At 34.4% G+C, this 14,769-nt stretch carries 9 protein-coding genes; all 9 read left to right on the plus strand.

The genetic code is table 11. The annotated features are described in order from the left end of the window. Positions 1 to 148: 148 nt before the first annotated feature. The 9 genes from OZP07_RS12955 to OZP07_RS12995 all read left to right on the plus strand — a co-directional run bounded on the left by OZP07_RS12955 (position 149) and on the right by OZP07_RS12995 (position 14,753). Positions 149 to 766, plus strand: a complete 618-nt coding sequence (locus OZP07_RS12955; RefSeq protein WP_281635406.1) for a TetR/AcrR family transcriptional regulator — start codon at positions 149 to 151, stop codon at positions 764 to 766. Positions 767 to 818: 52 nt separating this feature from the next. After that, positions 819 to 2,156: a TolC family protein gene (locus OZP07_RS12960; RefSeq protein ID WP_281635407.1), complete on the plus strand. Its 1,338-nt coding sequence runs from the start codon at positions 819 to 821 to the stop codon at positions 2,154 to 2,156. Positions 2,157 to 2,167: 11 nt separating this feature from the next. Continuing rightward, positions 2,168 to 3,208 (plus strand): efflux RND transporter periplasmic adaptor subunit, encoded by a 1,041-nt coding sequence (locus OZP07_RS12965; RefSeq protein ID WP_281635408.1) that lies wholly within the window; start codon positions 2,168 to 2,170, stop codon positions 3,206 to 3,208. 12 nt (positions 3,209 to 3,220) lie between these two features. Next, positions 3,221 to 6,286 carry an efflux RND transporter permease subunit gene (locus tag OZP07_RS12970; RefSeq protein ID WP_281635409.1) on the plus strand — a complete coding sequence of 1,022 codons (3,066 nt, stop codon included), beginning with the start codon at positions 3,221 to 3,223 and terminating at the stop codon, positions 6,284 to 6,286. Positions 6,287 to 6,354: 68 nt separating this feature from the next. Further along, a complete protein-coding gene (locus OZP07_RS12975) occupies positions 6,355 to 7,125 on the plus strand; it encodes an SDR family NAD(P)-dependent oxidoreductase (protein WP_281635410.1) in 771 nt (256 codons plus the stop codon). A gap of 307 nt (positions 7,126 to 7,432) precedes the next feature. After that, on the plus strand, positions 7,433 to 7,813 hold the full coding sequence (locus OZP07_RS12980) for an SDR family NAD(P)-dependent oxidoreductase (RefSeq protein ID WP_281635411.1): 381 nt from the start codon (positions 7,433 to 7,435) through the stop codon (positions 7,811 to 7,813). Between the two features lie 211 nt (positions 7,814 to 8,024). After that, the gene (locus tag OZP07_RS12985; protein ID WP_281635412.1) at positions 8,025 to 8,531 is read left to right on the plus strand and encodes an OmpH/Skp family outer membrane protein; all 507 of its coding nucleotides are present in this window, start codon (positions 8,025 to 8,027) and stop codon (positions 8,529 to 8,531) included. Then, positions 8,515 to 9,120, plus strand: a complete 606-nt coding sequence (locus OZP07_RS12990) for a hypothetical protein (RefSeq protein ID WP_281635413.1) — start codon at positions 8,515 to 8,517, stop codon at positions 9,118 to 9,120. Before OZP07_RS12985 ends, OZP07_RS12990 begins: the two co-directional genes overlap by 17 nt. Continuing rightward, the gene (locus OZP07_RS12995) at positions 9,117 to 14,753 is read left to right on the plus strand and encodes a hypothetical protein (RefSeq protein ID WP_281635414.1); all 5,637 of its coding nucleotides are present in this window, start codon (positions 9,117 to 9,119) and stop codon (positions 14,751 to 14,753) included. Before OZP07_RS12990 ends, OZP07_RS12995 begins: the two co-directional genes overlap by 4 nt. Positions 14,754 to 14,769: the final 16 nt, after the last annotated feature.

Genomic DNA, 14,769 nt, shown 5'->3' on the forward strand with positions numbered 1-14,769 from the left:
TGATTCAACCGTTGCTCACAAAGGCAACGCTTGAATCATCAATAGCTTTTGTATCTCAGTAAACCTAGAAGTAAAGTAGCTAATATTTTTATAAAAAAATGAACGTTGTTCAAAAATAAAACATATCTTTGTAGAATAATTTCGAGGTATGAGTATAGTTGACAGAAAAGCAAGGGAAAAAGAAGCACTGAAAGCATTGATTTTAAAAGGTGCAAAAAAACTTTTTATAGAAAAGGGTATTGAGCAAACTACCATTCGAAATATTGCTGACGAAATTGACTATAGTGTAGGTACGGTATATGTTTATTTTAAAGATAAGAATGCCATTCTGCACGACCTGCACTCCATAGGATTTCAGGAATTGGGAGGGTATTTTGAAGAATTGTTCAGCATAGAAGATCCAATGGAACGATTGCGAAAAATGGGTTTTACCTACATAAAATTTGCCTTGGAAAATCAAGAAATGTATGATTTGATGTTTAATCTTAAGGCACCTATGGAATTTTTGGAAAGCTCCGAAAATAAAGATTGGGATGAAGGTGCGGTAACTTTTGGCCGTGTAAAAAAAACAATTGAGGAATGTATTAATAATGGGCATTTTAAGGGACATAATATAGAACCGCTTTCGTTTATGGTTTGGAGTTTGGTTCACGGTATGTGCTGTCTTGAAATTCGTCAAAGAACCAAAGGCGTAAAATTCACAAATCCCGAAACAATCTTGCTTGATGGCTATAATGAGTATTTGAAAATAATAGATCGGCTATAAATTTTTTTGTTCAAAAAAATGAACAATGTTCAATTAAAAAACAATGTATATTATGATAAAAAATGCAGTAATTCTAACGGTAATCTTACTCGGATATCAAGGATATTCACAAAGTAAGCTAGACGGCTACATAGAAACCGGACTAAAAAACAATGAAGTAATAAAGCAACACTATTTTGACATCAACAAAAGTGTGTATGCTCTTAAGGAAGCACGCTCTTTGTTTTACCCCACAGTTTCCTTAAACGGGAGCTATACAAGGGCTGAAGGAGGAAGAACGATTGATATTCCCGTAGGCGATATGCTCAATCCGGTGTATAACACGCTGAATCAGATGACGAATTCCAAAGCGTTCCCAACCCTTGAAAATCAGTCGGTTTTAATCAATCCCGATAATTTCTATGACGCGAAGATTCATACGACAATGCCCTTGCTGAATTTCGAAATTATTTATAATGAAAGGATTAAGAGTCAGCAGGCATCACTGCAACAGATTGAATTGGAAATTTATAAGAGGGAGTTGGTCAAGGAAATAAAAATTGCCTACTACAAATACCTTCAGTCCATTGAAGGAATTAAAATTTATCAAGATGCGTTGGCATTGGTCAAAGAGAATCAAAGGGTAAACCAATCTTTATTCAAAAATGACAAAATCAACCGTACCGCAGTTTTGCGAAGTGATAACGAGGTAATACGGATTCAGGCAAATCTTGAAACGGCAAAACAAATCAGTAATAACGCCAAATCGTACTTCAATTTTTTGCTCAACGAAAAATTGGATTCCAATATTGAAACAGATGACAATGAGGCTTTACCCATTGATGCCGTTACAGAAAACATCCAAAACAGGGAGGAATTGCTAAAACTGACTCAGGTTAAGGAATTAAATGAAACGGTTGGTAAACTGACGCAATCGCATTGGTTTCCTACAGTAAGCGGATTTGCCGATTTCGGTTTTCAGGACTTTGATTTTGATGTCAACAAAGATTCACGCTATTATTTCGCAGGATTAGGTTTGCAATGGAATATTTTTTCCGGAAACAAGAATAAATACAAACTCAAACAGGTTGAAGAAGATACTAAAAAAATAAGTTCCCAAACTGATAATGTAAAACAGCAATTATTGCTTCAGTTTCAGGTATCACAAAATAATCTGAAATCGGCATTGGAACAATTCTACGCCAATAAAAACCAAAAAGAATCCGCCAAAAAATACAATGACGACATCACCAAATTGTATAAAGAAGGACAAGCTATTTACATTGAGCTTCTGGATGCACAAAACCAATGGGTAAATGCCCAACTCAACACCAATATTGCCCTCTATAATTCTTGGATCGCTTTTGCGGAATTAGAAAGAGCCAATGCCACTTTTACTTTAAAAAACTAAAAATTAGAACAATGAAGAAATTAATAATTATCCTATTCGTACTACCGCTTTTTTATGCTTGTAAAGAAGAAAAAAAAGAACAAAAACCTTTTGAAAATGCCGATGTTATTTCGATTAAAACAGCAACGGCTCAATCATTGGCACTTGCAAGTAACATCAACGCATCCGGCTTGGTGACAACGGAAAATCAAGCCAATTATGGCTTTAAAATTGGTGGTGTTGTCAGTAAAATTTATGTCGAAGAAGGACAGTTTTTCAAGAAGGGACAACTTCTAGCAACATTAGATGAAACCGAAATCGGTTCGGGCTTGAATCAATCGGATTTGAATGTTAAAAAATACGAGCGTGATTATACGCGTGCCTTAAATCTTTACAAAGACAGTGTTTATACTTTGGAACAGCTTCAAAACACCAAAACAGGTTTGGACATTGCCCGAAAACAAAAAGATGCTGTCGCTTTTAATGCCCGTTATGCAAAAATTTATGCCACGGCCGATGGTTTTGTTACTGCAAAAATTGCCAATACAGGTGAAGTAGTTGGTGCCGGATCTCCAATTTTGGCCATAAACGAAACAAGTAAAAACAACAATTACCTGTTAAAAGCGGGCTTGACAGATACCGAATGGGCTGCCGTGAAAATTGGCCAAAAAGCGGTTGTCACGCTAGATGGTTATCCCGATAAACACTTTGACGCTTTTGTCTTCAGGAAATCACAAGCTGCCGATGCTGCATTAGGTTCGTTTCAGGTAGAGCTGAAATTGGATATGAAAAACAGCAAACCGGCCGTGGGTATGTTTGGAAAAGCAGAAATCAAGGCCGAAAAAGTAGAAGACCGCATCATCATTCCCTATAATTCACTTATTGAAGCCGACGGAAATAAAGCCTTTGTGTTTGTCGTAGAGAATAACAAAGTAAAACGTCAGCCTGTTACAATTGCTAAATTTGAAAATAACAAGGTATTTATCAAGGAGGGACTTCACCAAACGGATCAGATTGTTATTTCAAACAGTGCTTATCTCAACGAAGAATCAACTATCAAAATCATTAAATAACCGAGAATAGTAATGAAAATCACAAACTTTTCAGTTAAGAATTATCAGTTTGCACTGATTATCTTTCTTTTGGTCGCTGTTGTAGGGATTCTTACCCTATTCACGATGCCAAGATCAGAAGACCCCGGAACGCATCCTCCACAATATTTGATTACGGTTATTTATCCCGGAACGAGTCCGAAAGATATGGAGGAACAAGTCGTAAAACCTATCGAAAACAAAATTTACGGATTGGAAAATATCGAAAAAATACTCACAACCGTTGAAGATGGTGTAGCCGCTTTTCAGGTAAAATTCAAATACGGAGTGGATGTTGACAATAAATATCAGGAAATCTCCACCGAAATGAATGCCCTTAAAAACAGTGAATTGCCTAAAGATATTTATATGATTAAGACGGAGAAAATTTCGTCTTCGGATGTAAAAATTCTTCAGGCTGCTTTGGTTTCAGAAAATGCATCCGACAAAAAACTGCGCGATGAAGCCGATGAACTAAAGACAAAGATTGAAAAAATAACCAATCTCAAGGACGTAAAATACAGCGGCATTCCGGAACAGGAAATCCGTGTGGATTTGAACTTGGAAAAATTGGCACAATTAAAAATTCCATTGAACATAGTAATGGGAAGTTTACAAAGTGAAGCTGCTGATATTCCCGGCGGAAGTATCGATTTGGACACCAAAGTATTCAACGTAAAAACAAGCGGTAAATTTAAAAATGCGGATGATGTTGCCAATACTGTCATTTATAATGCCAACGGAAAAATCATCTATATGAAAGACGTAGCCGAAGTGAGCTACAAATCTGAAGTGGTAAATCACATTACAAGAATTAACGGACACCGATGCGTTTTGGTCACCGCCGGAATGAAGGACAATGTAAACATTAGCGATGTGCAAAAGCAATATTTACCAATTGTAGAAGAATTCTCCAAAGATTTGCCTCCTAACATTAAACTAATCAAAAACTTTGACCAAGCCGATATGGTATCAAAACGTTTGGGGCATTTAGGTTTTGATTTTGCATTGGCCATTCTTTTAGTTGTCATTACGTTGGTGCCTTTAGGTTCAAGAGCATCACTTATTGTTATGATATCCATTCCTTTATCATTGGCTTTAGGATTAATTGCAATGAATGCTTTAGGGTATTCCTTAAACCAATTGAGCATTGTTGGGTTGGTTGTCGCTTTAGGATTATTGGTCGATGACAGTATTGTGGTTGTCGAAAATATTGAGCGTTGGCTGCGTGAAGGCCATTCAAAAATGGATGCCGTTCTAATGGGAACCAAACAAATAGGAATTGCAGTAGTAGGATGTACGGTAACTTTGGTTATTGCCTTTTTGCCGTTGGTCTTTCTTCCCGATATGGCAGGCGAATTCATCCGCAGTTTACCAATGGCGGTTATTACAAGTGTTTTGGCTTCAATGATTGTGGCTTTGACATTGGTTCCGTTTTTGGGAAGCCGATTTTTAAAAACACACGAGCACGGTGAAGGAAACATTTTTCTTCAGTATTTGCAAAAGTTTCTAACAAGAGCCTACAGGGATATTATGCCAAAAGCATTGAAATTCCCAAAAATTACGATTGCTGTTTCCCTGTTTTTAAGTGTGATTGCTTTTGGATTGTTTTCGGTAACCGGATTCAAATTGTTCCCGAATTCAGAAAAACCAATGTTTCTTATCAATATTAAAATGCCGCTTCAGGCTAATATTTCGGAAAGTGACCGAGTGACAAAAATCGTAGAAAAAGAATTGAAAAACCACAAAGAAATTGTGTATTACACTTCAAATGTGGGAAAAGGAAATCCGCAGATTTATTACAATGTGCATCCACAGGACAGAAAATCCGATTTTGCCCAAGTATTTGTTCAGTTGGAAGATGAAGCTACACCTACCGAAAAGACGGCTTTAATTAAAAAATTGCGCGACAAGTTCAAAACGATGCCTTATGCCAAAGTAGAAGTAAAAGATTTTGAGCAAGGAACGCCGTTGGAAGCTAATATCGTAGTACGAATATTTGGCGAAGACCAAGCCGTTTTGCGCAAATTATCGGCTCAGGCAGAAAGTATTTTACGAAATCAAAGAGGCACGGTGTACATCAACAATGAGTTGAATACTTATAAAACCGATGTTAAAGTAAAAATCAATAAAGAAAAAGCAAGAACATTGGGCGTACTGACAAGCGAGGTCGATAAAGTAATCCGGCTTGCGGTAGCGGGACTAACCGTTGGTGATTACATTGATGACCGTGGCGATGCTAGGAACGTGACCATTACACTCCCAAGAGACAAGTTTTCCAAATTGGGCGCATTAAAAAATTTATATGTAAATAACATTCAAGGAACCCCTATTGCATTGAATCAAATTGCGAGCATCACTTTTGAAACCGCACCCACAGCCATCAACCACTTTAACAAATCACCTTTTTCAAAAGTCAGCGCTATGACAAAAGAAGGTTATCTAGCGAATGACCTGTTGGTAGATATTGTTCCAAAATTGGATAAACTAAAAATGCCAAATGGCTATTATTACAAACTTTCGGGAGAAAAAGAATCAGAAGGCGATGCGTTGGGAGGCAATTTTCTTTCGGTAATCATATTGAGTGCTTTTTTATTCATAGCCGTTTTATTACTGCAATTTAAAACGTTCAAGGGAATTATTATCGTACTGTCTATTATTCCATTAGGCGTTCTTGGTGGTGTGTTGTTTTTGCTGGTGACAGGCAACCCAATGTCGTTAGTATCCATTATCGGTTTCATTGGACTGTCCGGAATTCAGGTGAAAAATTCACTCCTTTTGGTCGATTTCACCAATCAATTGCGACAAGAAGGAAAGTCCATTGACGAGGCGATTGCCATTGCTGGTGAAACCCGTTTTCTTCCGGTAGTACTAACATCTATTACGGCAATCTGCGGATTGATTCCGCTGGCGGTGAATCCCAATCCTCAAATATCTCCGTTGGCGATTGTATTGATTGGCGGTTTAATAAGCTCTACCATTCTGGCAAGAATTGTAACCCCGGTAATGTATAAACTGATTCCTCCATCTTTGGAAAAATCTAACGAGAGCATTAACTAAACCAAGAGTTAGACTTATAATGAGTCTCTTTCTTAAATTATATTGAGCAACATAATAAAACTAAAAACATGGAATTAAAAGATAAAAAAGTATTAATTACAGGTGCCAGTGGAGGCATCGGATTAGAAGTAGCCAAATTGATGGCTGCAAAAAATTATACAGTAACACTTGTAGCAAGAAGCGAGAATAAATTAAATGAAGCCAAAGCGATACTTCACGGAAATAACCACACAGTACTAGCAGCGGATTTAAACAACTCAAAGGATTTGGATAAGCTGTCTGAACACATTAAATCTGAACGTTATGATGTCCTAATTAATAATGCAGGTGCTGGAATGTACGGGGAATTTATCAATATGCCGCTTCAGGAACAAATAAATGGTATGCACCTTAATATGGATGCATTGGTAACACTGTCTTACGCTTTCCTGCAAAACGCAAAAAAGGGAGACAGTCTGGTAAATGTGGCTTCACTTTTAGGACATTCTTCTTTTCCGGGAGCAGCTGTTTATGCAGGAACTAAAAGCTTTGCTGCTAATTTTTCCGAATCCTTGTGGTTTGAATTTAAAAATAAAGGTATTTATGTAATGGGGTTTAATCCTGGGGCAACTAAATCAGATTTTCATTCAAATGCTGGTAAGGAAACTAATTCGTATCCCGAATTTGTATTGTCCACAGCATATGACGTAGCACAAGATTTAATTACCAGCTTGGAAAGAAGAAGTAAACCAAGAGTAATATCAGGCTGGAAAAACCGCTTAATGTTATTCAACTTCAAGTTTCTTAGCCGTGCATTGGCCGTTAAAATAATGGGGCAAATAAGTCCAGGAATGAAATAAGTAATTACACCCTGTTTTATTTAATTGTAAACGAAGATGATGATGACAAAATGGTTTCTATAAGTAACACATACGAATTAAAAAATCATATGATAAATTCGGAGCTAATTGTTTATAAGGATGCAGGCCACGGTTCCATATTTCAAAATTATGATGAATTTGTAAAAAGCGTATTGAATTTTTGAACAATAAATCAAACCAAATTATGTTTCGTTAAAACGTTTCATTATTGCCCACTTTTGTATCATAAAGGTTATCCCGAATTGACGGAGATTTGTCATAATAGTAAAACAATAAAATTATTAAAATGAAAAAAACAATTTTTATAACAGGAGCATCCCGTGGATTAGGCAGAATTTGGACTGAAACATTTTTAAAACGTGGCGACAATGTGGTGGCAGCGGTAAGAAATACAGAATCATTAAAGGAATTGGCCGCTGAATTTCCTAAAAATCTATTGGCTTTACAATTAGATTTTACGGATAAAAAAGCCTCTTTTGATGCTGTTGCAAAAGCAAAAAGCCATTTTGGAGTAATCTATGTATTAATCAACAATGCTGGTTATGGACATTTTGGTGCCATAGAAGAATTGGAAGAACAGGAAATCCGTATGCAGTTTGAAACCAATGTTTTTGGATTAATTTGGGTTACACAAGCAGTTATAGAAAACATACATAAGACTTTTTAATAGCTTATTAAAATTTTTAAAAACGAATGCCCTGATACTTTTGTATAAAATAGTCAAAAGTGAACCAAAATATAATGTTATCCAAAAAAACATAATTCACTGATTTTCAAAAACAAACAACAATAATAATTATTCTTACAAAAAAATAATCGCTTTATTTTTTTTACAAGAAAAATATATTATTTTTACAAAAAATTTAACAATCTTTTTTGTGGTAAAAACAAAAACAAACCTACTTCTCACAATCTTTATAGTATTAACAATTATTTTTAATACGTTCTCTGCTTTAAAGTTCTTTGAACAAAACAAAAAAATTGTCTATGTTGATAACCTTAAAATATTTGAAAAATTCAATATGACAATAGAAATGAAAAAAATTGGAGACAAAGAATTTAACATTCAAAAATTACGCATAGATTCTTTGTTCTCTAAAGTTCAATCCCCTTTAATTTCAAATGATGACAAAGAATTAACAATGCAACAATTAATTCAGGCAAAAGATGAATTAGAAAAATTCAATAAAAAATTTGCTTACGAAGAATCTTCAAAAATTTGGATCAGAATTAAAAGTTATTCTTCAGAATTCGCCAAAGAAAACGGATATAACCTTATCATCGGGTCAGAAAACAAAACTAATATTTTATTTGCTGATGAAGAAATTGATGTAACTACAGATTTACTTACCTATATAAATAAAAAGTATGAAGGGCTTAAGTAGATTTATTTTCATCACCTTATTTCTCGCTTTTTATTCTTGCAAAAACGACAATCCAACATCAAGTTCAGACGATTCTGAAATTCGTGATCGCTATTTCAACCTAGAAAAAACAGGTTGGAAATCCCGAATGTATACCCAAAAAATTGAAGACATTGGCTTTACCGCAACTGAAGTTCCTATTCAGTATTATTTATTGAAAGATTTAGGTACTCAAGACTTAAAAATGGTAGATTCTCTTTATGAAGAAAACAAAAGAGAACGTATAATAGAATTTGTTTTTCAGCAAGATGAAGAGAAAGATTTACTTGCCAAAGATTTCACAGGAATGGATTACACGGCAACGGTAAAATATATGTCTTTTGGCCTTGATAAAGACTTTTATATTGTCACTTCAAAGAAAGATACCATCGCGTGTTCAGGGGTTACTTTTGAACGCAGTTATAAAATTGCTCCTTATCAAAAAGTATTATTATTTTTCTCAGGAATAGACCCGAATGAAAAAATACAACTAGTATATAATGATTTCCTTTTTAGAAAAGGTACTCTGAAATTTAAATTTAAAGATCCCTATATTCAAATAGCCTTATGATCAAGCCTCGAAAAATAAGTAAGTTTAAAAAAATAACCGCTATTTATTTAGCCATGATGATTTTATTGGAAACCTTTCAGCCAATGCAGATCTATGCATTAACAGGAGGACCATCTCAACCTGAGTTTGAAGCTTTCACTCCTATTGGCACCTCAGACATGGTAGATCTGGCAAGCGGCGATTTTAATTACAATATTCCAATAATGGATGTTGGCGGCTATCCTATAAATTTAGCATATAACTCTGGCGTCACAATGGATCAGGAAGCATCATGGGTAGGTCTTGGCTGGAACTTAGATGTAGGACAGATAAACAGACAAGTACGAGGTCTTCCAGATGATTTTAATGGAGATGAAATGCTTTATGAAAACAACTTGAAACCTAATGTTACTATTGGAGCGAATGTCAATCTATTTGCAACAGCTTTCGCTATTAAAGAAGGTGGCACACCTAAAACATTAAATGTAAAACCTAGTATCGGATTAGGGATTAAATATAATAATTATGATGGTATTGGAGTTACTCCAAGTTTTGGTCTTAGTTACGATATTGGTAATAGTCTTAGTGTTGGTATGAACATTACATCTTCTGCTTCTGAAGGAGTGTCTGTATCACCTACTGTAAGTTTTTCAGATAAAATAAAGAGGAATAATTGCACAGATACTTATTTAGGATTAAATCTGGGAGTAAATTATAATAGTAGAAAAGGAGTTGAAAGTATGACAATGTCGTCATCTTTATCTGAAGTAAATGGGTATGCAAATTCAAAAGGAAAATATACAACTGAGGGTACAAATCAACTAAGCTCTAGTACAGTCTCCTTTATAAATACTTCTTTCACACCAACTAAAAGAGTTGGAATGTCTTCAAGTAATTACATGTTTAGTGTTAATGTAGAGGGAGAGCTTTGGGGACTTGAAGGAGGAGCAAAATTCTCTGGATATGTGACAAGCCAAGGCATTAAAGATTCTGAAAAAAACAAAACTGAAAAAGCATATGGTTTTGAAAACACTTATAACGCAGGAAAATCTGATATTTTAGATTTTAATAGGGAAAAAGACAGAACGTTTAATAAAAATACGACTTCATTACCTATTACAAACAATACTTATGATCTGTATAGCATTCAGGGTCAGGGAATATCTGGAATGTATCGTCCATACAAATCTCAAGTTGGATACGTATATGACAATGAAACTACCGATGCAAGTTCCGGAGGAAGCTTAGGTCTGGAATTTGGAGCAGGCGGTGGTGTTCATTTTGGTGTAGATGCAACAGTTACGCTAGGAAAAAGCAGTTCATTAATTTGGGAACAGTCTAATCCTGTTTTGGGCAGATTTAAAGAAAAAAAGAGTGGAAACAGACCTGATTATGAAAAAGTTTTTTTTAAAAACATTGGAGGAAATCATGTTGACCAGGAATTAAATCTTTTGAATACCAATTTAGGCGGTTACAGTCCTATAAGGCTAAATATTGAAGGAGGAAAATTTTCAAGGAAAACCAGTCAGAATTATTATACAGATATTAATAATATACCCGTTGCTGGCAATAGTTCAATTATACGTACAAAGCGTTTATCCAGAAATCAATCCATTCAAAAACTAACGCGTACTGAAGCTTTAAGCTATGGTTCTAGTAAAAATTATAATAATATCAGCCCATTTTCATTAAAAGGTAAACAAGATCATCATACCTCAGAAATAAAAGTAACAAAAGAAGGTGGTGAACGCTACATTTATGGAAGGGCCGCTTACAATGTAGTAAAAAAAGAAACCACTTTTGATGTGGGGTCAACACCAAATGTAAATTACAAAGATGGTTTGGTTACTTATCAAGATGGAGACAACTCAGTTGGTAATAAACGTGAAGGAGATCAATATTTTAATCGTGTCACTACACCTGCATATGCGCATTCCTATTTATTAACTTCTGTTTTGTCATCCGATTATCAAGATTTAAAAGATGACGGTCCGACTGATGATGATTTAGGAACCTATACTAAATTTGAATACGAAAATAAAAATGCTGATAAAACTCATACTTATAAATGGCGAATTCCTTTTAAAAAAAATGCTGCGAACTATGATGAAGGTTTACGTTCAAGTAAAAAAGATAATAAAGGAAATTACATATATGGAGAAAAGGAGCTGTTATATGTTAAAAAGATAGTTACTAAAACGCATATTGCCATTTTTAACCTTTCCGAAAGAAATGATGGATATGGAGTAAAAGATGAAAATGGCGATTTAGGTGCCGATTCTAAAATGTACAAACTCGATTCAATCTCATTGTACTCAAAACCAGAATACAATGCTAAAGGAGAAAAGGCAATCCCAATAAAAGTAGCACATTTTGAATATAATTATAATCTGTGTCAGGGTATTGACAATAATATAAATGCGAACAAAACTACTCCTGAATTTGATGGGCAAAAGGGTAAACTTACCTTAAGTAAAGTATATTTTACATATAAAAATTCGAATATGGGAAAATTTACTCCATACGTATTTAATTATGCCCCTAAAAGTTTAGCTGAAAGCGACGGATATAAACTAACAAACGATACAAATAACAATCCTTCTTACGACATGAAAGCTTATGATGTTTGGGGGAGTTACAAACCATCTAATCCTGATATAGACGGCAAAACATTAGGAAATCTCCCTAATGCCGAGTATCCATTTGTAGATCAGAGTGATCGGGCAATAGCAGATCAAAATGCTTCTGTTTGGTTATTAAAAACAATACGGCTCCCCTCAGGTGGTCAAATCGAAGTTAATTTTGAAGCAGATGATTATGCATTTGTTCAAAACAAACAAGCCATGCAAATGTTCAAAGTAGTAGGAAGCGGAGATAAAATCCCTACTAGTATTGATAATACAATTAAAAAAGCATTTCTAGGAAAATACATTTTTATAGAAATTGATAAAGATTTTGATATTAACAGCGGTGATGCTGCTAAAAACTTTGAAGATAACTATCTTAAATCTATAGGGACAAAAGATAATCCCTTGTATTTTAGATTTTTGCTTAATATGGTTAATCCAAATCCCCTACCCGGTATCGGAAATACAGATAAATACGATTATGTTACAGGTTATTTAAAAAAAGATACTGATGTAACGTGCCGTCTTTTTACAGATGCAGGTAAAAAATATGCAGCCATTCCAATGGAATATGTTGGAAAAGGAGACGGTTTTAATTCGAATTCGGAGGTAAATCCAATTAAGAAAGCAGGTTGGAATTTTGGAAGACAAAACTTAAACCGCCTTGTTTATAGCATGGATAATCAAGAAGATACTAACAATGTAAAAGGTGTTATCATGCAATTAATCGGATGGATTCCAGCACTTTCAGACATTTTTACAAGTCCAAATGCCAAATTACAGCAAACAGGAATTGCAAGCCAATTTATCACAGGTAAATCCTGGATTAGACTTATGAATAGCAATATGCATAAAATTGGGGGAGGCAGCAGGGTTAAAAACATTGAACTTAATGACCAATGGAATGTAATGACTGGAAACACTGATAATACACTTTACCAACAATCATACGGTCAAAAATATGCCTATACTGATAAAGACGGAAACTCCTCTGGTGTTGCAACTTATGAGCCTTTAGGCTGTAAAGAAAATCCATTTGTAAAACCTTTTTATGATCAAAGCAAAAGAGATCTTTTACTAGGTCCTGATACAGATAATTATGTTGAAGAGCCATTAGGAGAATCCTTCTTCCCTTCACCTAAAGTTACTTACAGCAGAGTTACAGTAGCAAATATTCCCCGAAAGAAAACAGAAAACAATCAAACTATGATTGTTAAAAAACACGCAACAGGATCTGTTGTTACTGAATTTTATACCTCAAAAGATTTTCCTACCATTGTTGACCGAACTACTTTATCATCCAACTTTGATACTTCATCCGCTCTGGCTAGTATCTTAAGTTTAAACGTAAAAAATCATATTACTTTGGCCCAAGGTTTTTCAATACATACAAATGATATGGATGGCAAAATGAAAAATCAAAAAGTATATGGTGAAGGACAAATCGAACCAATATCCGGAGTTGACTATAATTATAGCAAGACGATTGATATATTAAGTTCTGACGAAGGAAAATTGAATAATACCATACAAACCATTAACTCAAAAGGCATCATTAGTAAAAATCTTGTTGGAGTCGATTATGATGTTATAAATGATTTTAGAGAAAGTACCACTACCACTACAACTGTTGGAGTTAATATTAATTTAGCCACATTGCCAATTACGATATTTGTAATTGTTGTTCCTACTCCTATTCCTAATTATTCTAAACAGGAAGATCAAATTAGGACAGCAACGACAACAAAAGTAATTCATAGTTCAGGAATCTTAGAAGAAAAAGTAGCATATGATTCAGGATCTAAAGTATCTACCAAAAATTTAGCCTGGGATGCCGATACTGGAGAAGTTTTGCTAACCCAAACTACTAATGAATATAATGACAACTACTTTAGTTTCAATTTTCCTGCCTATTGGAGTTATGACGGAATGAATCAGGCTGCTAAAAACGCAGAATTAGTATCTGAAATTGAAAAATCAAGCGATGGTTATAAATTTAAAAACAATGCAAAAGCTTCTGATTATTTAATAAATGGAGATGAAGTTTGGGTATCAGGAAAAAACAGCAATGGAGAAAATAAAGACCAAAGAGCATGGATCGTTACACTTGAAGATTCCAATTTTAAACTTCTTGATATTAAAGGCAAATTAATAAGAGATATTGAAAATTTCGGAAAAATAAAAGTAATCCGATCTGGACATCGCAACATGCAGACAGCTTCTATGGCAAGTATAACATCTATGAGAAATCCATTATATAATTATAATACTAGTAATAAAATAACAACAATAAAAAATAGTATTGGAAATGATCCATTTCTTTTCTCAACAGCCAATGACAGAATTGTTAATGCCTCTGCAGTAGAATACAATGATGTCTGGCCTTCGCAATGTGAATGTAATTTACCAAAAATGATCTTTGTAAATGGAAATCTCGAATATGAATATGAAAAAACTATAAATTCTGATGACAATGCTGAATCTGATAATTTTTACAACCCCTATCTTTATAATATTTTAGGGAACTGGAGAGCGAATAAATCTTTTGCTTATTTAACAGGTCGAAATTATACTGTTGATCCAACACCTCGTAAAACTGGTTTCTTTACTGATTTTGCTTCATTCTATATTTTCAATGGTACAAATTGGATAATAAGAAACGATCAAAATTACAAAAAATGGACCTACGCATCAGAAGTAACACAATACAATCCGTATGGTCAAGAAGTAGAAAACAAGGATGCATTAAACCGCTATTCATCTGCTATATACGGTTACAATAATCGTTTTCCAGTAGCAGTAGCTTCTAATACAAAATATAATGAATTAGCTTCTGATGGATTTGAAGATTATGACAGTAATCCTGAAAAATGCTCAAAAGCCTCCCATTTTGATTATAAAGCTCAATTGAAACAAAATGATATCAGTATATCTTCAACAGAATCTCATACTGGCAGAAAAAGTCTGAAGGTTGCTCCAAATAAAAAGGCAGTAGTAAAAAAACAAGTAATTCCTTGCTTAAAATAATAATTAATCTTTAAAG

The organism is Flavobacterium marginilacus, assembly GCF_026870155.1.
Taxonomy (GTDB): domain Bacteria; phylum Bacteroidota; class Bacteroidia; order Flavobacteriales; family Flavobacteriaceae; genus Flavobacterium; species Flavobacterium marginilacus.

Coding starts and splice junctions, on each gene's coding strand:
- OZP07_RS12990 (WP_281635413.1), top strand. CDS start 8,515: ATGAAGGGCTTAAGTAGATTTATTTTCATCACCTTATTTCTCGCTTTT.
- OZP07_RS12955 (WP_281635406.1), top strand. CDS start 149: ATGAGTATAGTTGACAGAAAAGCAAGGGAAAAAGAAGCACTGAAAGCA.
- OZP07_RS12970 (WP_281635409.1), top strand. CDS start 3,221: ATGAAAATCACAAACTTTTCAGTTAAGAATTATCAGTTTGCACTGATT.
- OZP07_RS12965 (WP_281635408.1), top strand. CDS start 2,168: ATGAAGAAATTAATAATTATCCTATTCGTACTACCGCTTTTTTATGCT.
- OZP07_RS12975 (WP_281635410.1), top strand. CDS start 6,355: ATGGAATTAAAAGATAAAAAAGTATTAATTACAGGTGCCAGTGGAGGC.
- OZP07_RS12960 (WP_281635407.1), top strand. CDS start 819: ATGATAAAAAATGCAGTAATTCTAACGGTAATCTTACTCGGATATCAA.
- OZP07_RS12980 (WP_281635411.1), top strand. CDS start 7,433: ATGAAAAAAACAATTTTTATAACAGGAGCATCCCGTGGATTAGGCAGA.
- OZP07_RS12995 (WP_281635414.1), top strand. CDS start 9,117: ATGATCAAGCCTCGAAAAATAAGTAAGTTTAAAAAAATAACCGCTATT.